16 protein-coding genes and 1 pseudogene are annotated in these 23,840 nt (G+C 45.0%); 14 read left to right on the forward strand and 3 right to left on the reverse strand.

Annotated elements, in window-relative coordinates; translation table 11 throughout:
- Nucleotides 1-10 precede the first annotated feature (10 nt).
- Complete coding sequence (locus AC5ELV_RS18290; protein WP_493431307.1) at nt 11-394, reverse strand: tautomerase family protein; 384 nt, start codon at nt 392-394, stop codon at nt 11-13.
- 81 nt (nt 395-475) lie between these two features.
- On the opposite strand from AC5ELV_RS18290, the gene AC5ELV_RS18295 reads away from it, so the two are divergent.
- The 12 genes and pseudogenes from AC5ELV_RS18295 to AC5ELV_RS18350 all read left to right on the forward strand — a co-directional run bounded on the left by AC5ELV_RS18295 (nt 476) and on the right by AC5ELV_RS18350 (nt 16,821).
- Complete coding sequence (locus tag AC5ELV_RS18295; protein ID WP_493431308.1) at nt 476-3,040, forward strand: helix-turn-helix domain-containing protein; 2,565 nt, start codon at nt 476-478, stop codon at nt 3,038-3,040.
- 192 nt (nt 3,041-3,232) lie between these two features.
- Nucleotides 3,233-3,533: pseudogene (locus AC5ELV_RS18300) on the forward strand (Rrf2 family transcriptional regulator); the annotation flags it as partial.
- A 247-nt stretch (nt 3,534-3,780) separates the two neighbouring features.
- Nucleotides 3,781-4,029: an NAD(P)H-dependent oxidoreductase gene (locus AC5ELV_RS18305; protein ID WP_493431334.1), complete on the forward strand. Its 249-nt coding sequence runs from the start codon at nt 3,781-3,783 to the stop codon at nt 4,027-4,029.
- Nucleotides 4,030-4,467: 438 nt separating this feature from the next.
- Nucleotides 4,468-5,166 (forward strand): response regulator transcription factor, encoded by a 699-nt coding sequence (locus AC5ELV_RS18310; RefSeq protein ID WP_264218001.1) that lies wholly within the window; start codon nt 4,468-4,470, stop codon nt 5,164-5,166.
- A 2-nt stretch (nt 5,167-5,168) separates the two neighbouring features.
- Nucleotides 5,169-6,632, forward strand: coding sequence for a sensor histidine kinase (locus AC5ELV_RS18315; RefSeq protein WP_493431309.1), 1,464 nt, complete (start codon nt 5,169-5,171; stop codon nt 6,630-6,632).
- Nucleotides 6,625-7,776 (forward strand): hypothetical protein, encoded by a 1,152-nt coding sequence (locus AC5ELV_RS18320; RefSeq protein WP_493431310.1) that lies wholly within the window; start codon nt 6,625-6,627, stop codon nt 7,774-7,776. Before AC5ELV_RS18315 ends, AC5ELV_RS18320 begins: the two co-directional genes overlap by 8 nt.
- Nucleotides 7,777-7,959: 183 nt before the next feature.
- Complete coding sequence (locus AC5ELV_RS18325) at nt 7,960-9,768, forward strand: acyltransferase family protein (protein ID WP_493431311.1); 1,809 nt, start codon at nt 7,960-7,962, stop codon at nt 9,766-9,768.
- A gap of 27 nt (nt 9,769-9,795) precedes the next feature.
- Complete coding sequence (locus AC5ELV_RS18330; RefSeq protein WP_493431312.1) at nt 9,796-10,494, forward strand: SGNH/GDSL hydrolase family protein; 699 nt, start codon at nt 9,796-9,798, stop codon at nt 10,492-10,494.
- A gap of 46 nt (nt 10,495-10,540) precedes the next feature.
- Entirely contained in the window at nt 10,541-11,551 is a 1,011-nt protein-coding gene (locus tag AC5ELV_RS18335; protein ID WP_493431313.1) for an LCP family protein, read from the forward strand.
- Between the two features lie 108 nt (nt 11,552-11,659).
- A complete protein-coding gene (locus AC5ELV_RS18340; protein ID WP_493431314.1) occupies nt 11,660-14,473 on the forward strand; it encodes a M14 family metallopeptidase in 2,814 nt (937 codons plus the stop codon).
- 221 nt (nt 14,474-14,694) lie between these two features.
- Nucleotides 14,695-16,014 carry a DUF418 domain-containing protein gene (locus AC5ELV_RS18345; protein ID WP_493431315.1) on the forward strand — a complete coding sequence of 440 codons (1,320 nt, stop codon included), beginning with the start codon at nt 14,695-14,697 and terminating at the stop codon, nt 16,012-16,014.
- 381 nt (nt 16,015-16,395) lie between these two features.
- A complete protein-coding gene (locus AC5ELV_RS18350) occupies nt 16,396-16,821 on the forward strand; it encodes a MarR family winged helix-turn-helix transcriptional regulator (protein WP_493431316.1) in 426 nt (141 codons plus the stop codon).
- Nucleotides 16,822-17,085: 264 nt separating this feature from the next.
- Here AC5ELV_RS18350 and AC5ELV_RS18355 read toward each other — a convergent pair whose 3' ends face one another.
- Together AC5ELV_RS18355 and AC5ELV_RS18360 are read right to left on the reverse strand one after the other, a co-directional pair.
- Nucleotides 17,086-18,060 (reverse strand): bile acid:sodium symporter family protein, encoded by a 975-nt coding sequence (locus AC5ELV_RS18355; RefSeq protein WP_493431317.1) that lies wholly within the window; start codon nt 18,058-18,060, stop codon nt 17,086-17,088.
- A 115-nt stretch (nt 18,061-18,175) separates the two neighbouring features.
- Nucleotides 18,176-19,057: a helix-turn-helix domain-containing protein gene (locus AC5ELV_RS18360; RefSeq protein WP_493431318.1), complete on the reverse strand. Its 882-nt coding sequence runs from the start codon at nt 19,055-19,057 to the stop codon at nt 18,176-18,178.
- 136 nt (nt 19,058-19,193) lie between these two features.
- Here AC5ELV_RS18360 and AC5ELV_RS18365 point away from each other — a divergent pair, with 136 nt between their 5' ends.
- Together AC5ELV_RS18365 and AC5ELV_RS18370 are read left to right on the forward strand one after the other, a co-directional pair.
- A complete protein-coding gene (locus AC5ELV_RS18365) occupies nt 19,194-22,550 on the forward strand; it encodes a DUF5107 domain-containing protein (RefSeq protein ID WP_493431319.1) in 3,357 nt (1,118 codons plus the stop codon).
- Complete coding sequence (locus AC5ELV_RS18370; protein WP_493431320.1) at nt 22,547-23,833, forward strand: cellulase-like family protein; 1,287 nt, start codon at nt 22,547-22,549, stop codon at nt 23,831-23,833. Before AC5ELV_RS18365 ends, AC5ELV_RS18370 begins: the two co-directional genes overlap by 4 nt.
- Nucleotides 23,834-23,840 lie beyond the last annotated feature (7 nt).

The following is a 23,840-nucleotide window of genomic DNA, read 5'->3' on the forward strand; positions in this document are numbered from 1 at the left end:
AAATTACGATTTAAACAATAAATGGGGCGATGCCATTGCCATAAGACCAGTTGTCTTTCGTGACTTCAATTAAATTGATGAAAACATCTTCCGTTCTAATGTTGCACTGCTGATGCAGTTGTTCAGCTAATTCCGCATAGAACTCTTTTTTTACTTCGGACGATCTGCCGGCATTCAGGATGATTTGAACGATGAGAAATCCATCGCTTCTTTCAATGTCCAGACAGTTTGGATCAAAGCTGAAGTTCTCTCGGTTGTGTTCCTCGATAATCAGAAAACGATCATTTTCAGGCACGTGCAGTTTATCGACGATCGTTTGGGAGACGACCTCTTTAATATGGGCCTTAGCTTCGCTCGAACGTCCTTCCAACGTGATGATACGCGTTAAAGGCATGTAGACTACCTCCTCTTTTGTTGTTGATATGCTTTATTTTATCTGTTAAAATCCTGAACACGAATGTACATGAGTTCGTGTATGTTCGTGTCAGAGATGTCCAAACTATTGAAACCAGGTGATCAGATGGAAGATGAAAAATCTTCGAAAGATTGGCCCCATGATTGGATAAAAAAAATTCGTTCCAGGCCCGCTAGACATCGCCTTTCCAAACGAATGCGACAAGTTGATTTGGCAAGGCAAGTTGGCGTCGATCCACGAACCGTTCAACAGTGGGAGAGCGGAGATCGTCTTCCCAGCGTTGGCAGCCTCAAACGTTTGATTCAAGTCTTTTTGGAGGAAGGGCTCTTTCTGGAGGGGACCCAGCGGAAAGAGGCTGAGGAGCTTTGGCTTGCAGTAAAACGCTTTTCGGAAGTGCGCTCTGCAACAAAACGGGAGTTTCCGGATTTTGATGTCACCTGGTTTGAAACCGTTGCTTCGTTCGAAGGTTCCGCGCAGGAAGGTCGGGTTGCCACGCAAGCCGTTTCACTTGCAAGGCAAAGTCAGTTACGGAAGCCTCCTTCTCTCTTTGTAGGAAGAAGCCAATCCATGGCTGACCTGAAAGAGCGGCTGAAGACCCATTCTCTGGTTTCAATCGTTGGTCCCGGGGGGATAGGAAAAACATCTCTTGCTGTTCGAGTCGCTTCAACGCTTGCAGAAGAATACCCAGACGGTATTTGGATGTTTGAATTCGGGACGGTGATTGATCATCATTTTTTGAGTCAGTTTCTTTTATCCACTATGGGACTGCAAAATCAAGTAAATCGAACGGATCTCCAAACCATATTAGATGTTGTGTCCGATAAGAGAATGATGTTTATTTTTGACAACTGCGAACACGTCATTGATGCATGCGCGGCTTTAGTCGAATCACTCCTGATGGATGCGCCGGCGCTAAGCATCCTGGTCACGAGCCGGGAATCCTTAAGCATCTCCGGGGAATACGTCTATCGGCTCTCCCCGTTATCCTTTCCAAGGGAGGAGTATTCACTGGACGAGCTCCCCGAAGAAGAAATCCAGGAATTTGAAGCCGTGCAACTTTTTTTGGAATGTGCGCGAATGGTGGCTCCTGAGCTTCAACCCACGCTGCCAAACTTGAAGCTTGTCGGTGCCATTTGCAGAAGATTAGAAGGGATTCCGTTAGCCATTGAGCTTGCCGCTTCCAGAATGGGCATGTTGACATTGGAACAGATGGAAGAACGTCTGGCGAATCTGCTGACATTATTGACTGCTGGAAAACGAAATGCTGTGCCGCGGCAAAAAACGCTGAAATCTACAATCGATTGGAGCTACGATCTACTAACCGGCAAGGAGCGACTGCTCCTGAGGAGGCTCAGTGTATTTTCGGGAGGGTTTACGTTGGAGGCAGTGGAACGGATCTGTAGCTGCGAACCCGCATTGCCCATCCGTGATGATAAACTTGTCCGGGAAGATATGCTTGATTTGTTATCCGGACTGGCCAACAAGTCACTCGTCTCCATCGAAACCAGTGATGATTACCGCTACATCCGTTATTCCATGCTCGAGGCCATTAGGGAATATGCTGGCGAGAAGATGCGAGAAGAAACGAACAGATATGTTCTTCTTGAATGTCATGCTCAATATTACAGCCAAATTTTGATTCGCGCGGAGGTTAAATTCAGGACTCGCGAGCGTGATGTCTGCCTTGAGGAAGTGAGGAGGGAATATGCTAATCTGCGCTCAGCTATGCAATGGTCTTATCAAAACGCGCATGCCAACCCGATTGGCCTTCATATGGTTTCGAACCTTTATTGGTTCTGGCTTCATGAAGGCAGATTAAAGGAGGGGGTGTTTTGGCTTAATCGTTTTTTGGAAAGTACCTTTCATGAAGAACTGCCTGATGGAGATTTTGCCAAAGCATTGCATGGGCGGGGCGTCATTCAATTCGTCCAAGGAAACGTTGAAGAAGCCAGGGTTGCAGCTGCACGCAGCGTTGAGCTCGCCCGTGATCTGAATCATTCTGCACAATTAGCCTCTTCTCTTCGTCTCATGGCATTTATTTATATCAACCAGCTACTTTTGAAAGATGCCGAGCCTCTCGTTAAGGAGAGCGTTGATATTGCCAGGAAAACGAAGGACATGTGGAATTTAGCAGCTTCGTTGCATGCTTACGGAAAGCTAAAACTGGAACAAAAGGAGTATCATGATGCATCCATGCTTCTAAAAGAGAGCGTGTACTTCTTCGAATCGGTTCAGGATAAATGGGAAGTATCCGGTCCGTACGAAAGCCTCGGTTATGCTGCCTTGAAACTTGGGCAGATCGATCAATCCATTGAATGCTTCAAAAAAAGCATTGCGATCAGTCAAATTTACAAAGGGACATGGATTCTCTCTCGCGGAATAGAAGGGTTAGCTATAGCGTTTTGGGCAAAGAAGGCTTATCCAGAAGCGGCCATCCTTCTGAGTGCTGCTGAGAAATGTCGCGAAAGCTTCGGAGGTGCTGCCGTTCCGAATTTTCCCGTGGAGCATAATGTAGTGCTTCTTGATCTTCAACATGTTTTAAATGAACAAGAAATGCATGATATTTGGAACAAGGGCAAAAGTCTAACGAAAGATCAGATTCTTGCATATTCGCTAGAAACCTAGGCTTGGGATACCGATGGTCGTTTGCTTCGGTTTAGCTGCTTTCGATACTGCAATGTTCAAACTTCACCCTTTTTTCTCGATCATCCTGCACAAAGAAACCGTTCCTTCGTAAAGGACGGATTCCAATTTACCGAAAAATGGGTATGCATTTTTTGATATTCCTCTTGACATGTGTTTTTAATTGTAACTATTATTGTAACAAAAATAAGCAGCAGATTCTCAATTGCAGTTCACAATCTTTCCTTGCTTGCTACCGCCAAGGATGCACACTGCACGTCGGAATGGATTGCCAAAGAAGGCAGGATTGGTAGGCGTACGAGCCGGTACAGGCGGTGCTTTTTTTGCGCTTAAAGGGCTTAAAGAGGTTACGCTGTTGGGTATTTACCAGGCGGTGGAAGTCGTGGAAGAGGGAGAACTCTTTCATATCCATGAACAGCCGAATCCTGATTGTCAGGTCGGTGCAAATATTCAAGCCGTTTTGGAACTGATTCTGGAAATCATTAAGAGCATCTATGTAGGGAAATTCCGAGGAGAATGGCAAGAAGTATCAGTCCTATTTAGCTGAAGATGCAGCGTGGACGGAAGCGGCCGGTTTTCCATATGCCGGCACTTATATCGGATAGAAGAAGTTCCCAAAATGTATTTGCCCAATTAGGTAGCGAGTGGTATGGAAAATATTAGTATGTTTTAAATAGACACGGACATGAAAGCGAAAATTTTCAATCATAACAAAGGAGTGGATTTATCATGCGGGGACTCAGCAAGGCAAAAAAGTGATGCACATTCAGGCTTCCGGCACGGTTCTCTCCCACGGGAAGTTTGAAGATGTGGAGTACAGCCACAGTTATGTAAAAGCTATTATGAATTTGCTGGGGATTGACAAAGTGCAGGCTATTTTTGTTGAAGGTATCAGTGAGCAGCCGGACCAAGCACAGAGCATAAAGGAGCAATCAATCCGGCAAGCCATATTGGCAGCCAAAGCATTTTGATGTAACAGCAGTAATTCGTTGAATGGGAAAAGAGCTGAAATCCCTTTTGATAAGGAGGTTTCAGTGCTGGGGACTGGAAACTCATTACATAAAACGCGAGTACGTATATTTTAGCCAGCAAGCTTTGTTAGATCTGGAGAGTTACTTAATATCAGGGACATTAGATATGTACCAGAAAAGTCAGAAAATTATCTTTTTATGGCAGCCCCAATTGGTCGAAAAGGAAAAAGCAGACGTTTAACACCGAGGTCTATTGAAAAACTTGTAGAAAAATATGCGAAGGCATTGGGTAAACCGGCTAAACCATGCGCAGTCATTTGCGTGTGGTTTTTTACGTAAAAACATTTACAATATACATTTGCTTGTTTTCCCCTGAATGATTAATATAATGGACAATGTCATAAACCTGCCGTACCAAAAAAAGAGATGAGGATTACGATGAATAAAGCAAAGATTCTTATTATCGAAGATGATGCCCCGATTGCCGACTTGCTTTCGTACGGGCTTTCTATGGAGGGGTTCCAGACACGCACAGCGGCCAGCGGAGCAGCGGGAATGCAGGAGCTGCAGTCGTTTCAGCCCGATTTGCTGCTGCTGGATTGGATGCTGCCTGACCAGAGCGGCCTAGACATTTGCAAAAAGGTGACTATGGACTATAACATACCGATCTGCATGATTACGGCCAAATCGGATATTACCGATAAAATTCTAGGCCTTGAATTCGGTGCCGATGATTATATTACCAAGCCTTTTGATCTGCGCGAAGTTGTTGCGCGCATTCGAACCATTTTGCGTAGAGTGGAGCAGGCGAGCAGCCCGGACAGGGAAGAAGTCACGAAAGCCGTCATTCGGTTTGAAAATATTGAAGTGATCGAAGAAGAACGGCTTGTCCAAAAAGAAGGCCGTCCCGTTGAATTGACCCCCAAGGAATTCGACCTGCTTATGATGCTGGTTAAACATCAGGGCAAAACCTTTACACGTTCCGAACTGCTTGATCTGGTATGGGGTTATCATTTTGCCGGAGATACCCGTACGGTTGATACGCATATCCAGAGACTCCGCAAAAAGCTGGACGCCACCGAATGCATTACTACCGTCTTCGGAATCGGATACAAATTTAAAAAAATGGGTGGATAAGCATGATACGCAAAATCAGCATCAAATTTCTGATCGGTTTTTTTCTGATTTTTTCGTTTTCTTTTGTCGTGCTTAATCAGACAGTCAAGGAATTTATCAGGACAAGCAATCAGAATCTGGTTACCTCCGAACTGGTCGGGCTGAAAAATAACAGCAATGTGTATGTGCGTCAGGCTTTCCTGATTAACCATTTCAGCAGCAATGAGCTGTATTTTGGAGAAATTGCGAGGGAGATAGCAACTAATCTGAACCATACCACGGACAGCAGTATTGGCGTGTATACGGTAGAAGGCAAATTGCTTTATGCCCCAGACAGCTCCATATTTCAGCAGCAAATGCAAAGCGATCTGCAGCAGGCGATTGGTGGCAATACAGCGTACAGCATTACTTATGATCGTAATAAGACGACTGTCCTTTTCTCCTATCCGGTTGTTATAGACGGTTCAAAGGTGGGCATCCTGCGTTTTTACAAAGATTTCAGCTCACTCTACGAACAAACCGGACAGATTCGGCAGATTACCCTCTATATTGCCCTGGCGATTTTTGCGGCAGCCTTTCTGTTTTCCTATATTCTTTCCAGGCATATTACCATCCCGCTGACCAGACTGACGCAAGCATCCACTGAGGTAAAAAACGGGAATTTGGATATCCGCCTTCATTTTAAACGCAGGGATGAAATTGGCCGATTGGCTGAGAATTTTAACGATATGATTGATCAAATTAGTAGACAGATTCATATTATTGAGAAGGACCGGGACCATTTGAAAGAGCTTCACCAGCAGGAAAAGCGCTTTTTTGACAATATTACTCACGAACTGAAAACGCCGTTAACCTCCATTCTGGGATATGCAGAGCTGATCAGAATGAACGGTGAGAAAGATCGTGTTTTTTTTGATAAAGGAATGAATCATATTATCGAGGAGAGTAGGCGCCTGCATGCGATGGTGCTAAAACTGCTGGAAGTTTCACGCAAAAATATCATGATCAATGAGTTTGAGAGGGTAGATATCGGGCTGATCCTGCGGGATGTATGTGAATCGATGACGATCCGGGCACAGCGCTATAAAAAGACCATTGAATATGAGATGAGTGAGGAATTGATCATGTTGGCCGATGGGGACAGAATCAGACAGCTGTTCATCAATTTGATTGATAATGCGATAAAATACAGTTTGCCGTTTTCGGCAGTATCGGTAAAAGCGGTGCGGGCAGAAGAAAAGATTCGCTTGATCTTTAGCAATCCAAGCGATCCGATTGAGGCAGGACATCTGTCGCGCCTGTTACAGCCATTTTATCCTGCTCATTCCGACCGCGCGGAAGAAGGCAGTGTAGGATTGGGACTCAGCATTGTGAAATCCATCGTTGAAGAATTTGCGGGTTCCATCTTGATTACAAACGAGCATAATGAAACCATTGTTACGGTGGAATTTAAAGCTCTGGAAACGTGGGGAACGGAGAATGAATAATGGCAATAAATATAAATATTTTGTAATGCTGCTGGTCGTATCTCTCGTGGTATTACTGCTGCCTGCATGCGGTTCCGAACCAAAAACAGAGACCATCGTCCTCTCCGACAGCAATGAAGTTTCCAGTACCGATCAAAGCTCTCGTCCGTTTCAGGTCCAAAAAATATATCGGCTTCCGGATCGTTTTGCGAATACGGGTCAGCTGCTGGGCTGGTCGTCTGGAGATGCCGTCATCGCTTCGTTCGGAGCCATGACCATACTGAAGCGAGGCACGCTGGAACGTTTAACTTATCCGTATGAGCAGAGCAAGGCCATACCCGGAATCGGCAAGGTAACTTCCAATACTATACTTTCTCCCGATGGGAAATATATTTGCGAAGTTTCCCCTTCTTCCTCGGAGACAACCTTAAAGCTTATTTCCTTGCAGGATGGCAAGGAAAAGGATATAGCCAGGATCAGCACCAGGAACGAGTCTTATGTACAATATGTTTCCTGGTCGGCCAACAGTTCGTATATCGGCTACCTGGTAGAAAACCCGCTTGATAATGAAGCTGATAGCCTGTACATCTACGATATGGGGTCTCAAACTTCTGGAAAATATCAGTTAAAAGGCATCATAAAAGAAGACTCGCTTTTGAGTGTTAACATTGCTAATGATGGCCGCAGCGTACTGCTGCAGTTATTTCGTACAAAACAAGGTCTGAAAAAGGTGCTAACCATGGGGAAGGTTTCCGGGAAGGATATTGAATTTCAATACGAGCGTCAGATTGGCGGAGATTCAGTAGCCTGGATGAATAACGACCAGTTTGTGTTTCTCGGAACGGATAGTTCATTGTACGAATATGATCAGCGAAACGGCGAACTCTCCGTCATTCTGGAAAAAGTATTTGATTTTGAATTCTCGCCTGACAGGAAAAATATCGCATACACGGTGTATGATCAAAATGTCACTTACGTAGGCAAGGTGCAAGGAAGAAATATACTGTACAACGAACCGGTGTATCGCGGAATGGTGCCGACGCATATGTACTGGAATCCGAACAATAAAAGTGTACTGCTTCAAGGACAAAAACAGTTGGATTCCTCGCAGACTGCACCAACAGATTCTCCTAGCGAGGAGTCATTGATCATTGAATTGAAATAGCGATGGTGCTCGCCCTATTTGTATATGTCAAAAACCTTATTTCGGTTGTCAGCCGGAATAAGGTTTTTCTTTTTGCAACCGTTGTGACAATTTGTTTACATGTTGATCAAACTTTCGCGACATCTTTTTTCTATAGTAAATGAAGCAAGATCATTAACCTATAAGGACAAGGAATGGACCATAGTGAATGGAAACCGGAATCTGCATCTGAATCAACCCATAAAACGTTATATGACCGGTCTGGATGGGCTAAGGGCCATCTCCGTGCTTGCTGTTATTGCTTATCATCTTCATTTCAGATGGGCAGAGGGTGGGCTGCTGGGGGTGGAGATTTTCTTCGTCCTGTCAGGATATCTGATTACGGATCAGATCCTTTATGAATGGAGGACACGCAACGGTTTTTCCATTGTGCGGTTCTGGATAAGACGAATGCGCAGACTACTGCCGGCAATGATCTTTATGCTGACTGCAGTGGCATTGTGGCTTTTAATTACCGATTTTTCCAGACTGCAGGCATTAGAAGGCCATTTTGTATCCTCGCTTTTTTACGTAAACAACTGGTATCTCATTTTTCATCATGTTTCATATTTTGAGAGCTTTGGCCCGCCTTCTCCAATCGGGCACCTCTGGTCGCTTTCCATTGAGGAACAGTTTTACGTAATCTGGCCGCTTGTTCTGTTAATCGGTCTGTGCCTTGCACCGCGACGAGGAAGATTGATGTTATACATTCTGGGTTGCGCCGTCGTATCCGCCATAGCAATGGCCGTTATATACGAGCCCGGAACAGATCCGAGCAGGGTGTATTACGGGACGGACACACGGGCGTCTGCTATTTTGATCGGAGCGGCACTGGCGGTGATCTGGCCTAGCTGGAGACTGAGCGAAAATGTATCTTTTTCGGCCCGGATCATGCTGGATATGACTGGCGTGCTGGGCATTGTAATGCTGTTTATCCTGATTGGTCAGACCGATCAGTTTGATGATTCGCTATATCGCGGCGGTTTTCTTTATTTATCACTCATTACTGCAGTTGTTATTGCTGTACTGGTTCATCCGGCCAATCGATTGGAACGATTGCTCGGCTGCCGGCCTCTAAGCTGGATCGGTAAGCGATCTTACAGTCTGTATATATGGCATTATCCGGTCATTATTTTATCAAGTCCCGCGGTAAGTACCGAAGATGCCAGCTATATGCGCATTGCTCTGCAGGTCACGGCCAGTTTCATAATGGCGGGTCTTTCCTACAAATGCATCGAAGAGCCCATCCGCCGCGGGACTTTTTGGACCGGCCTAAAATCCCTCCGCAGGTCAGGCGCTGGCAGCCAGTCAGGCCTTGTCGTAATTGTTATCGCCATCGTTCTGATTCTGGCATTATGGAGGACGGATTCACCAGATCACGAGCCTGTACCTGATGAGACAGCAGCTGTAAGCCAGGAACCCGTCCAGACGGAAGAGCTGCAATTCGGCCATTCTGATGGAAATCCTTCTGCTGAAAGTACAGGCCATTCCGTAGAAGGAGAGGGGGTCACGGCGATCGGAGATTCCGTCATTTTGGATGCTGCCCCGTTTCTGGAAAAACAGCTCCCCGGTATTATCATTGACGGCAAGGTGGGTCGGCAAATGTCGCAGGCCGGGGATGTGCTTGATGACCTGCGGGCACAGGGCAAGCTTGGCCATAAAATTATTATTGAACTCGGCACCAACGGCGTGTTTAACCAGAGTCAACTGAAGTCCTTGCTGGCTTCACTGCAGGATTCCAGGCAAATTTATCTGATAACGACCAGAGTACCGAGAGGGTGGCAGAATACTGTAAATGACAATCTGCGTGAAATTGCCGGTGAATTTCAAAATGTCCGGCTTATCGACTGGTATTCGGCCAGCGAAAACCGTAACGATCTATTTTATGGCGATGGTGTTCATCTGAAACCGGAAGGAGCTCAGTATTATGCCTCGTTTTTGATTGATGCTATCAAACAGGATAAAACCTACTAGCATGTTAAAGGAAAGGATGAACCAGGTATGAACAAAAAAAATGTCGGGATAGTGAGGGCATTATGGGGTTTTATGATTCTCCTTATCGTCATAGGAGCCATAGGTCTCCATATGCACGCAAAGCAAAATTCAGATGATAACGAACCACACGGCAAGGATTCTCCTCTATACAATCTTGATGCGATGCAGCCTGCTGCACAAAAGCCTGGGGCTTCCAGTACCAGCGGAGAACAAGCTCAACCCTCCGCGTCCTTAAACGGCGAGGGCGTCACGATGATTGGAGATTCGGTTACGGTCGGAATTGAGCCTTATTTAAAAGAGCAGCTTCCGAATATGACGGTAGACGGCAAGGTTGGCCGGCAGATGTCTCAAGCTGTAAAAGTCATTAATGAATTAGCCGCCCAAGGCAAACTGGGAGACCAGGTCATTATCGAACTCGGCACCAACGGTCCGTTTAGCAAAGACCAACTGCACGACGTACTGCAATCCCTTTCTGGAGCCAGACAGGTAATCTTGGTCACCACTCGGGTTCCGAAAGGATGGCAAAACACGGTAAATGACACGATTGCACAGGTCGCCGATGAGTTTAGCAACGTCAGCGTGGTGGACTGGTATTCGGCCAGTGTAGGCAAAGATGAATACTTTTATAGAGATGGCGTCCATTTAAAACCAGATGGTAGCCGGTATTACACTTCACTCCTCGTAGCAGCCTTGCAAAAATCTTAAATACAGAAGGGACAGGCGCGTTCATAATCCGGAAAGGAAGAATGATATGACACAGAGGAAAAAGAGGATATTGATTGTAACATTGTTACTTGTGGTCGCCGCTGTAAGCTTTATCTTTTATTATTTCTTTTCGATCTACAAAGGGCTGGAAGGATTTAATAAGGCTCCGGCAAACTCCCCGTTCATTAAAGTAAGCACCGATAATACTGAAGCTCTGGAAGCTCCAGAGTGGGAGGGAAGCGGGCCTGTCAACATTCTGCTGATGGGTGTGGATGCCCGTGGAAGCGACAAGGGCGAGGTACCCAGATCCGACAGCATGATGGTCGTTTCGTTGAATCCTGCCGATAAGCATATCCATGTGTTTTCGATTCTGCGTGACACGTATACGGATATTCCCGGATACGGTAAAAATCGAATTAATACCGCTGTTACGCATGGGCCAGATACGGCGATGAAAGCAGTCAGCGAATTGCTGGGGGTACCTGTTCATTTTTATGTATATACGGATTTCCAGGGGTTTATTAAACTCGTGGATGCTGTAGGCGGACTCGATTTTTATGTCGAAAAGGATATGTACTATGAGAGCAAAGCCGATCAGCATGAGTACGATATTAATTTAAAGCAGGGACAGCAGCATTTCGACGGCAAAACGGCGCTTCAATATGTTCGTTTTCGTCATGATGCCATGTCCGATTATTCCAGAACAGAAAGGCAACGCCAATTTATTACGGCATTAGCCGAGAAGGTAAAAACAACGACTTCAATTATGAAGCTCCCTTCCATTCTAGAGGAAATCAGTCCGTATATCGATACCAATTTGTCAGTCTCTGATATGTGGAATTTGGCTTCGGTAGGGTATCAAAGTACATTACAGGGAAATGAACAAATACCGCCAATGAAGCTATTAAAAGAAACATATGTGGGCAAAGCGGCTGTTCTGGATGTAAAAAGTCGAACTGATTTGAAGCAATTTGTGCAAAGCATCATAAACTCCGACGCTTCTCATTCGATTACAGACAATCCTTCCGGGCAGAAGCATAAAACAGATCTTGAATAGGATTGGACAATATATAAAATCGTAATTTGCCGGACAATAGTCTGTTAAATGCTCTTTGTGAATAAAGAAGAGCACAACATGGTCTTCCGGTTATCTATAGGGGGAAAAATGGGTACAAAACCGATAGTAAGGTTCTGCTTGGCGTTAATCATATCCGCCACCATGCTTCTGGAGTTCACTGCTCCGCACATGGCTATGGCTGATGCTGCACAACCTGCAAAAAGCACGTTGTTGAACGACAAACAGAGTCAACCAACAAAAACAATTTCAACACAAGGTGAAAATACCCCGACACTGAAATTGGATAACAATGTGGCATCCATGACGAAGAAAAGAACCATTAAAGCTAGATTTAAGCTTCCGAAGGGTGCCGATATAAAGAAAATACGCTGGACATACGGTGGAAAGCCATTATCGGAATGGAAATCGTACAAGAATCGCGATTATAATGGCGCTCCCTTTATCGCCGTTACTCAGGTCAAAGCAGAAAACGGAGAAGTCACTGCCAATATCAATTTCGGTCTTACTTACGGTACGGAGAATCTTGCCGAACCGAGTCTGCAGCGTCCACTGTACGCATCATTGATGGGAACCTATGAACTGGCTGCAGCAGTCAACGGCAAAACCGTTGCCCAGGCCCCCATTAAATTGGTTCCGTACGACAGCTTCCGTACCTATGGTGAACTGAAGCCGGAGATTGATGCGATTACCGCACAAGCAGCTCAAAAAAACAACAGATACATTAAAACGATGTCGATCGGCAAATCCGTGGAAGGCCGCGATATTTATATGACTGTGCTTGCTAAAGATCAAGCAACGATTGACAAATATCAGAATGTAACTCATCCTGATATGCTGAATCATCCTGCAAAGCTGGAGAACGATATTAAATCCGGTGCATTCGGAGATTATCAAGTGCCCATCTGGATCAACAATATTCATCCAAATGAAGCGCCGGGCTTTGATGCAATTATCAATTATTTTAAGACCATGGCACTCGATAAAAATGTTACGTACAAAACGACCTCGTCCAATGGAAAATCGAGTACGGTAACTCTGAATATGGATGATGCACTTGATCATGTATTTTTTCTGTTCCTGTATACGGAAAATCCGGATGGAAGGGTTCATACCGAACGTTTGAATGCTGAATATTTTGACTTGAATCGGGATAATTCATATCAAACCCAGCCTGAAACACGCAGTATAACAGAGCAAATCGCCAAGTGGTCGCCGATTTCTTTCCTGGATCTGCATGGCTTTGATAAGAATTTTCTGATTGAGCCTACCACACCGCCTCACGATCCGAATATTGAATACGATCTGCTTATTGATAATATGGTAGAACAGGCAAAAATGATGGGTGAAGCAGGGATAGCAAACACGAAGTATGATTACTACCATATTCCTTATGAAGAACATCGTAAAACGGTCGAAAATCCTAAATATGTTTCCAAGGGAACTGCTTCGGGATGGGACGATGCGTCTCCGGCCTATACAGCCGTCTTCGCCATGCACCATGGTGCAATGGGACATACGCTGGAAACACCTGAATCGAATGAAGAGTCGACCAAGGCATTGTATTATAGTATCGCTGCAGCAACCGATTTTGTTATGCAAAAGAAAGAAAAGTTATTTTTGAACCAGCTAAAAGTATATGAACGTGGAATGAATAATATCGATGATCATGCCGTAGATCGGTATCTAGTCAATGCAAAAAATCAAGTTATTGGCCGCCCCCGTCACGGTAATGAAAATTTTTTCCCTGAGTATTACGTTTTGCCGATCGATAAGAGTCTTCAAAAAAATCCGCTGGAAGCCTATCGGATGATTGAATATCTTATCCGCAATGGAGTAACGGTTGAACGCTCGACAGAAGCTGTAAGTACTGCTGGCAAGACCTACCCTGCGGGTTCATTTATCATAAATATGCACCAGGCCACACACGGCATTGCAAACATGGTTTTATATGACGGTATTAACGTCTCAGATTATGCTTTCGTAGCTGGCGAGATTGTGCAGGATTTTCCTGTCCTGCGAGGATTTGAACGTGATGTGGTTAGAGAAGCCGGAGTGTTTGCGGGCAAAACTTCTCCGGTGACTTCCGTATCGATTCCGGCCACACGAATGCCGAATGATTCTGCCTATGTTCTAATCCGAAACACCAATAACGATGCCATCAAAACGGTTAATGAATTGCTTAAATCCGGCAAAGTGGTTACGATGCTATCCAAAAGCGGAACAGGATATGAAGCGGGTGACTTTGCAGTCGCCTATGATGATCTGCACCCGCTGGCCTCGAAATACTATCTTGATGTCACGGCATTCGGGAATAACAAACCCGTTGGCAAAGTTCTTAAACCTTCTACGGTAGCCGCTCTCGGCGAACCGGCTTATGTGCTCAAAAATCTCGGCTTTAAAGTAACCGATGATCAGCAGCATGCCGATGTGCTCGTGAATACATTCGATTCCGACAAACTTGTCGAGAAAGGAAAGCCATACATTGCTTATGGAAATATGGGGATGGATAACGTAAAGAACTGGATTCCTCAATTTGCGTTTGCTGGACCAACATGGGAAAGATACGAAGGGGTCTTCCTGGCGAATGTCAAACAGGATCATGTGATTACAGCCCCTTACGATAACGAAGAATATTTCTACACCGTTACAGGTTCTTACATTACGAAACTACCTAAAGCTGCAAAAATTCTTGCAACCATTAGTAATAAAGAAAACTTCTTCAAAGCGGGCTGGTGGCCAGGTCACGATGCTGCAAGAGGAAAAATCATGGCCTTCACCTATAAGGAAAACAAAAAGAATCTTACAGTCTTCTCCAATGATCTAACCAATGGCGCTCATCCGCAGCAGCAATTCCGACTACTGGCCAATTCGATTTTTAATGCCGTCGCCGGAAAATACTGAGTGACTTTTAATGATATTGCAAACAACCTTATTCCAGTGATCAACTGCGAATAAGGTTGTTTTTGCGATAAAACGGTTTCGCCTACTGTGACATTTTGTTTACAACTTGATCAAACTTTAGCGACATCTGCAGGATATATTGGACTATAGCGTGACATCAATACTCTGCATAACCAGGTTGATAAAAATGTGAGTTCAGTATTTTCAGGGAGGAATGCAAGTTGCTAAGCAGCATCAAACTGACAAGCAGATCTGTCAGAGAATATGAAGGGGATACAGATATTGAGGATCCAGTTTCTACCGAAAGCAATCGGCTGAATGAAAAGACGGTTGCTAATAAATTGGATGAAAAAGCAGTAGATACAGCAGGTATATCCAATACATCCTACCACGGTACACAAAGCGATATTCCTTCTCGAAGCTCTGTAGAAGAGTCGAGGAGAAAGCGGGGCACCGGGCGTCTTGTAGCACTTGATGCAGCACGAGGACTGGCGGTGCTGGGAATGTACTTGCAGCACTTCGGATCGAACCCAAACATTTCTGCGATTGTTTCCGGAAACACAACACTATTATTCGTATTGTGCGGGGGTATATCTTATTCCATTATGGCACAGCGCATGATGGAACGGGGAGCGGATACGGCCGCTTTCCGTGCGCGAATGCTGGCACGCGCCGTATTTGTTGATATTATCGGGTATTTGCTTATTATGCTGAACACTTCATATGGTGTCATTTTGCCTGCCTATGCAGCTATGTTTGTGTTGGCACTCATGTTATTTCGCCGTTCGACCCGCACAATTGTTACAACAGCAGCAGTTTTGCTCGTGACGGCCCCGCCGCTAATGATTCTTGGATCAAGCATTCTCTCGAAGGCTTATCTTCTTAGTGATATCGCGGGAGGTCCGATGTCTGCTCTCGCCTTGACTCCTGCATTTGTCGCCGGTATGGCCATTGGCCGTTTGGACCTCACCAGGATACGCACAGCCCTCATACTCGCAGGCAGCGGTATTGTTATGCTTGTGATAGGCAAAACGCTGGCCACTTTTGTGCTTCCAGATTGGAGCCTTCGTTTTGAACAATGGCTGATCAGCGTACAGGGAATTGCTCCTATGCAGCCAGATGAATACGCAATTTGGCCGCTTAACACGGAACCACCGATGTGGCATATGCTTTTGCAGTCGGCTCCGCACACCGCTTCGACATTCCAGACGATTATAGGCCTGGGAATCTCGTTTCTTGTATTGGGACTGGCATGCTTCGTGGCGAAGAAATTTTCCGCTGTATTAATGCCTTTTGCGGCAGTCGGACGCGTGGCGCTGACCATGTATGCCATTCAGTTTGTGGTGGTCTGGATTCTTGATCTGACAGGAATCGGGCATAGTCTCGAAGGCGTTCCGTTCGGCGACCTGATTATTGCAGTGGCGGCACTACTGCTGGGCTGGCTGATTGCACGGCTTCCTGGCGGCCCGCTTGAAGGACTGATGCGCCGTTTTGACCGAGTATTCAGTCCTACCCAACCAATCTCACAAACAGTAAAGTAGAAAGCCTTCTTGATACTATATATTTATTGTCATAGAAAACGCCGGGTTATAATAATTTAAACGGACTGATCAAACAGGATGCCAGATAAAGAGAATACAGTCCGATTTTCGGTATTCATCTATAAGATGATCATTGAACAGAATCGAAAAAGAGAAACTAATAATGAAAATAATAGAAAATATTAATACTTAATTTCTCCGAAAGGGTGGGTTCAATTGTGAACCCACCCATTTTCCATTGAGTACAGTTATGGTTCTTTCTGTAAACAAAATCACTTTCATATTGTTATTATTGTATGGGTTTTGACCATTCCATTTAAGCTTGTTACAATAGGGTAAACTTAGTGGAAATACTTCAATATAGAATGGTGTGGTCTAAACTTGCAACATGAAAATGAACTTTTGGATGTCTGGTTGTCTTTGTCTCACATCCATTCCACTTTAAATGATAAGCTAGAACAAGCTCTGCTACAAAATTATGATTTATCTTTGAAGGAGTTTTATGTTTTAGGTTTTATATCCAATTCCGAGGAAAAAAAATTACGACTGCAGCAACTTCAAGAATTGGTGGGATTAAGTCAAAGTGCGACATCGAGACTCGTAGTTAGAATGGAAGCCAAAAACTGCGGGGCTTTACAAAGATATACATGCGAGGATGATCGACGAGGTGTTTATACTCGGATTACGGAATTTGGTGAAAATAAATTCCAGCGTGCACTTCAAACTTTTAATCAGGTTTTACAATCAGAGCTTCAGAAAGATGGAGTGAAGTCACAATTTCAAAATCTTACGCAAGAGCTGTTTTAGACTTTGCAACCTGTATAACTCGTTTTTAGTTTCCTTAGGGTAATATGTGGAGTATACGTTGTGCCACGAAGGGCTCTTTGCAGGGGCTTAGTTTATTACCCTACACGATTCAATAAAAATATTATGATTGGAAAGTGAGTTTTTATATGAATGTGCATGCATGTTTTAATTAAACTTCCAACCATGTACGTATAGAAACGCCCTTCCGAAACTCCTCCTCATAAGGAGGAGTTTTATCATCTGGAACCGTCGCTACTCTTTTGATTAAGAAACAGAGGCCGTATTGCGCTTTTCCTTGGCGTTGCCGCGGTCGCGACGACTCAGCAGAAACCCGACCAGAGATGCTGTGGATTGCTGGAAAATCATCCCGAGTACAACAGGCAGTGCTACCGGGGCCGGGAAATAGGTGATGGCAAGCACGGCTCCCGCGCTAATATTGCGCATGCCGCCGTTAAAGACAAGCGCCGTACGATCTGCATTATTCCACCGCATCAGCCCTGATATCAGATAGCCGATTGCATATCCAGTGGAAGCAAGGACGATTATGGATAGGCATACTCCGACGAGCTTGAGATTAAAATCGACTAGATAAGGCGCGATGACAGATCCGTTAATCATGACGACAAGAGCCATAGCCAGCTTGGAGAACGGGCCCAGCCGAGGTCCCCATACCTGCTTGATCTTCCCTTTGGTCCATTCGTTCAACACCATGCCGATTAGCGAAGGAACGACAATCATCCAGAACAGGCTCTGCATCATCGCCCAGGTATCAAGCTGCACATCCGCTCCGATCAATAGGGACATGATGCCCGGCACGGCGAATGGGGCCAAAATCGTATCAATTAGAATGATCGCCAATGTCAGCGCCGTGTTGCCTTTATAAATGTTGACCCACACGAAGCTGGAAATGCCCGTAGGGATAGCTGCACCAAGAATAAGTCCAGTAATCGTGTAAGGATCATCACTGAAGGCCAGATGCCCCAACATCATGGCGAGAAGCGGCATGGCCAGGTGAAGAATAAACAGACAGGCGATCAGCGGACCAGGATGTTTTATCACATGGACAAAATCCTTAAACCCCATACTGATGCTGCCCGCGAAGGTCATGAATGCAAACAGCCAGGGAGAGAGTTCGGTATATTGTGACAACGGCGTACCGATTAGGACGCCAATTAGAATGCTGATGGGTGTAATTAGCGGCATAGCTGCATTTAGTCTACGATTCAACGTGAGGAGCATACAAAACTTCCTTTTTTAACCTTAAGTATAGACCTTGCACCCCCGATTCGTAAATGATCTGTGACCTTGCGATAGCCCGATAGAAGCAAATTTGAACGCTTCTGATGAATATAGATTAACCCTTCAAATTATTTCGATATTCCAAAGGAGAGCAGCCCATTATTTTTTTGAATAGTCTAGAGAAGTAGTAAGGGTCCCTAAAACCGAGTTGTATGCTAATTTCTTTAATAGATGCATTCGTTAAATCCAAAAGCTGACTGGCCCTCTGTATCTTCATTCTTAAATAGTAATCGATAGGAGAGTAGCCGGTGGATTGCTTGAATATCAAGTTTAAATGCTGCTTGGATACCTGAACATGCCGACTAAGCTCCTCAAGCGAAACGGTGGATTCCAATTGTTCACTCATATAGCGTGTTGCCTTATCCACATGACTCTGGTAGGTACAATCTTCCTTGCGAAATGCAACGGATAAAACAAAACCTAGCAGATAACCGATAGTTTGCGACACTTGAACTAAATGTATAATGGAGTAAGATTTGTTCAATAAAAGGTCGTAACACTGATGAAATAGCTCCAGTAGTTTGACTTCATCACTGGCGGTTATCGAGACATACGTTTTAAAAGGTTCAAATAGTGTCATAAAATCATCCATTTGGTCCCCGTTAAGATGAAACCAGTAAATCGTCCAAGGATCTCCATCGTCAGCCCCATAAGCATGCGGCATGTCCCTGGGAATGTACGCAAAGCTTCGCTCCGTCATGTCAATCATTAGGCCATCCTTTGTTCGAATCCAACCTGTTCCGCTGGCACAGTAGATGAATATATGAGAGTCACAGCCGTGCGTTCTTTCGCGAAAATGATGGCGGGCATGGCTGAAGCAGCCTATATCCGTAATATATAGATTTTTTGTAAGCGGATTCATATTTAATTTATTCAGCAAATAGGGTGGAAGGACATACAACTTTTCACCCTCAAAGCCATCAGCTTTCTTATTCATAATCTATCCATCTCCTAGCCTTAGGCGGCTCTAATGATGAAATACGTATATAGTCCATCATAAACAGTGGATTGTCAATTGTCTGTAATGTCGCTTACTTGTAAGCTCTGAATATAAGAGCGACTATGAGGGAGTGATGGAATTGAGCATCTTCGACGCTAAGGCACGCGTGTGGGAGGAAACTGTGCAGATCCCCACGTATGGAATTGGCAAACCCGACAAAAATCCAATGTTTCTGGATAAACGTGTCTACCAGGGAAGTTCCGGTCGAGTGTACCCGCATCCGGTCATTGATAAAATTGAGGATGTGAAGAAGCTTGAAAATTACCAAATGGTTTTTCTGGAAAATAAATATTTGCGCATTGAGATCATGCCAGAGCTGGGAGGCCGCATTTATCGTGCGGTCGACAAGACCAACGGTTACGATTTTGTTTATTATAACAGGGTCATCAAACCAGCGCTTGTGGGCTTATTAGGGCCGTGGATATCTGGAGGCATTGAATTCAATTGGCCACAGCATCACCGTCCCAACACTTACGGACCCGTCGAATACAAGTTGGAAGAACATGAGGACGGAAGCGCAACGGTATGGGTGAGCGAAATTGATCGTATGTTCGGCACGAAAGTAACAGCTGGTTTTACACTTCAACCGGATAAAGCATACCTTAAAGTTGGGGCCCAGCTATACAACCGGACTGCCGAGCCGCAAACGTTTTTATGGTGGGCCAATCCAGCCGTAGCGGTACATGAGCACACACAATCTGTTTTTCCTCCAGACGTATCAGCTGTGTTTGACCATGGAAAGCGTGATGTATCCCGCTTCCCAATCGCTACAGGCACTTATTATAAAATGGATTATTCTGAAGGTGTTGATATCTCACGATACAAAAATATTCCTGTTCCCACTTCATATATGGCCTATAAATCGGATTACAATTTCATAGGTGGCTATGACCATATGAAACAAGCCGGGCTTTTGCATGTGGCTAACCATCACATCTCTCCTGGAAAAAAGCAATGGACATGGGGAAATGGCGAATTCGGTCAGGCATGGGACCGGAATCTAACAGACGAAGACGGTCCCTACATTGAGTTGATGACGGGGGTATTTACCGATAACCAACCAGATTTCACTTGGCTTCAGCCGTATGAAGAAAAATCGTTCTCGCAGTGTTTTATGCCTTACAAACATATTGGTATGGTCAAAAACGCTTCAATTGACGCAGCCGTTAATTTGGAATTAAATCGCAGCGAAGGGACAGCACAGATTGGAGTCTATGTAACTTCGTCATTTCCTGAGGCTGTTGTGGAATTAAGCAGTCAGCGGAATGTTTATATGAAAGAAACCTTAGATCTGACACCTAATAAGGCCTTGATACAGAAGACAGTTATTTTGGCTGAGGATGAGGATTATGAACTATGCTTAACCGTCAAAGACGCGACCGGAAAGGAGCTGATTAGCTACCAGCCGAAGAAAAAGGAAGTTGAACAGATGCCGGCTGCTGCCGCCCCCTTGCCGAAACCGGAGGAATTAAGAACGAACGAAGAATTGTATTTAGCAGGACAACACTTGGAGCAATACCGTCATGCTACCTTTGAACCCGAGGCGTATTATCTTGAGGGCCTGAAAAGAGATAAAAATGACGCCCGCATAAATGTGGCATATGGTACACTGCTTTTTCGTAGAGGATTGTATTCAGAAAGTGAAGAGTGCTTTCGTAAAGCTATCTCGCGAGTAACCTGGCGTAACTCTAATCCCTATGATGGTGAGGCCTACTACCAGCTTGGTTTGTCGCTAAAGCACCAAGAGCGGATGGATGAGGCGTTCGCTGCTTTTTATAAATCAGTATGGAGTGCGGCATGGCAAGACAGCGGGTATTTTTCACTGGCACAGATTGCGACAGAAAAAGGGAGCTATGAAGAAGCCTTGGAACTCGTGGAGCGCTCAATCATCCGCAATGCTCACAATTACAAAGCACGCAACCTCAAGTCGGCTATTCTTCGTAAGCTTGGCAGCTACGAAGCGGCAATAGCCTTTTCCAAGGAAACGATGAAGCTCGATATCGCCGATTTTGGAGCTTACCGTGAGCAAACATTATCTTTAGATGCTCTCGGGTTACGAGATGACGCTAAAACGGTCTTTGAAGAGTTGGAAAAATGGATGCGTGGAGATGTGCATAATTATATAGCGGTAGCATCGGACTATGCGGCGGCAGGACTCTATGAGGATGCAGCATGTATGCTGGAAGAAGCTCCAGAGCAGGCGAAAACATACCCTATGCTGTATTACGTTCAGGCCTTCTGCCATGCTAAAATCGGCAAGCATAAGCAGGCGAACAATGCTCTTGCTCAGGCCGCAGATGCAGTACCCGATTACTGCTTTCCTAACAGTCTGTTGGAGTTGGATGTGTTACAATTTGCAATTCGAACAAGACCGGAGGATGACAAGGCGCATTATTACTTAGGTAATTTACTCTATGATAAGAAACGTTATATGGATGCCATTTCCAGTTGGGAAACATCCCGTTCCATTGACGATACTTACCCCGTTGTTCACCGTAATCTTGCTCTTGGATATTTTAACAAACAAGGCCGAGTAGAGAAGGCTCGCCAGTCGTTAGAGCAGGCCTTTGCGTGCAATACTTCAGACGCGCGTGTTCTTTATGAGCTTGACCAGCTGTATAAGAAGCTGAACATCAAGCCCAACGACAGATTGAATCTAATGGAGAGTTATCCAGGAATCATAAAGCTTCGCGATGATCTGTTTTTGGAATATGTAACCGTTCACAATATGATGAAGCAGCATAAGATAGCGTTGTCCTTGCTGACAGGGCGAATATTTCATCCCTGGGAAGGCGGAGAGGGGAAGGTAATTGGACAGTATAGGCATGCCAAGGTAGAGCTTGCGAAGTCCGACCTGAGGTCTGGACAGATTGAACAGGCTGTACAAGGGCTACGGGAGGCTTTAGTGTATCCAGAGAATCTTGGCGAAGGCAAGCTAGAGGGTTCCCAAGATAACGATATCTACTATTATTTGGGCTGCGCGTATGAGCTATTGAAATTAACAGATGAGGCAAGGCAGGCCTTTTCCACAGCCTCTCAAGGGCTGGGGGAACCCATTAATGCCATGTATTATAACGATCAACAGCCGGATATGATCTTTTACCAAGGATTGGCCTGGCAGAAACTTGGTAATGTGAAGGAAGGCAATCGCCGATTCCATAAGCTCATTGATTACGCCGAGAGACACTTGTTCGAACCTGTGAAAATGGATTATTTCGCGGTCTCGTTACCCGACTTTCTCATCTTTGAAGATGACCTGAATATTCGTAATCAGGTGCATTGTACTTATATGAAAGCACTTGGTTTGCTTGGTTTAGGACGACAGGACGAAGCTATCTTGCATTTTGAGTTGGTGCTTAAGCTGGAAGCTAACCATCAAGGGGCATTAAACCATATGGACTGGGACTGGAACGGAGGGAGAATCAAATGAGTAATCTCATGAAAAGGTTGCCGCGCAAATTGACAATCACCATGTGGGACTTCTCTTGGTATACAATGACACAGGAAGGAGAGCCCTACAACGATCTTGAAGCCCGTTTTAAAGAAGCGGTCGAAAGAGGATACAATACGATCCGAATATGTGCTATGCCATTCATGCTGTTTACAGCGGATGGCAAACGCCCCGGACCCTTGGAGTTTGCTAACCTTGGGGAAGTAGGCCAGCGTACGCGTTGGTATAACTGTCGTGGAGGCGCAGTGCTGGACGGGCATGCTCATTTACTTGAACTGTTTAAACAAGCAAAGGCTCATAACTGTTACATTATGTTATCCTCTTGGGAATATCAGCAGAGTCCCAGCTTTCTGGCTCATGCTGAGCTTAGAGATGAATTAGCTGCAATTCCTCCTAAGGAGAGATTTATGACCATTGCAAAATCAATGGATCAGTTGATCCGTTTCGTCACAGCAGAAGGCTATAGGAACCAGATTATCTATACAGAATTGCATAACGAAGTGGAATTTGGGCAGTTAAACGCCGTCGGAACGTCTGAAGGCATAGCCGAAACGAATGTACCCGCGCTTATTGAAGCCATGCAGCCCTACGTAGAAGAAGCGATAGAATATCTTCGCCAATGTCATCCTGATATTATGATGACGGCAAGCTATACGTTAAATGAAGCCTACCCCAAAGCTTACGTCGCGCGCAATATGCAGGTTGCCCATTTTCATCTTTATATTAAAGGGGTACTCAATGAGCTTATGGAAGCGGCAGGGCTTGATGATGAGTTGGCGCCGTTCCCCAATCCATTCGTACAATCCCTATTAAGAGAAGACGCTCCTCCATTTGCAAAATGGACCCTGCCTCCGGGGCAGAATTGGCGGATGGAAGGCAATCCAGTCGGTATGAGGCTTATTTATTTGCACGACTGGGTAGATCCCGATCAATGGGATTTATTTTTGTACGATCGGTATGGAGACCATAAAATGGCCATGTTGCAGAAGGCTGACACCCGATTGGAAGAGATTCATGAATGGACTCGTCATTCCGGCATTCCAATTGTCATAGGAGAAGGTTATGTAGGCTACACGCCGTTGTATGCCCAATTTGAAGAAGGCCCAGTCGGCAAATTTATCGCTGAATATGTGTTGCGAAAGGGAATGGCACTTGGGTTCTGGGGAATGACCCTCTGCTCTAACTGTGCTCCCCATCATCCATTCTGGAATGATATCGCTTGGCAGCGCAAGTGGAATCAATTTATCCTGAATTCAGATTAACGAGTGA

This window comes from Paenibacillus sp. NMA1017 (assembly GCF_058895805.1).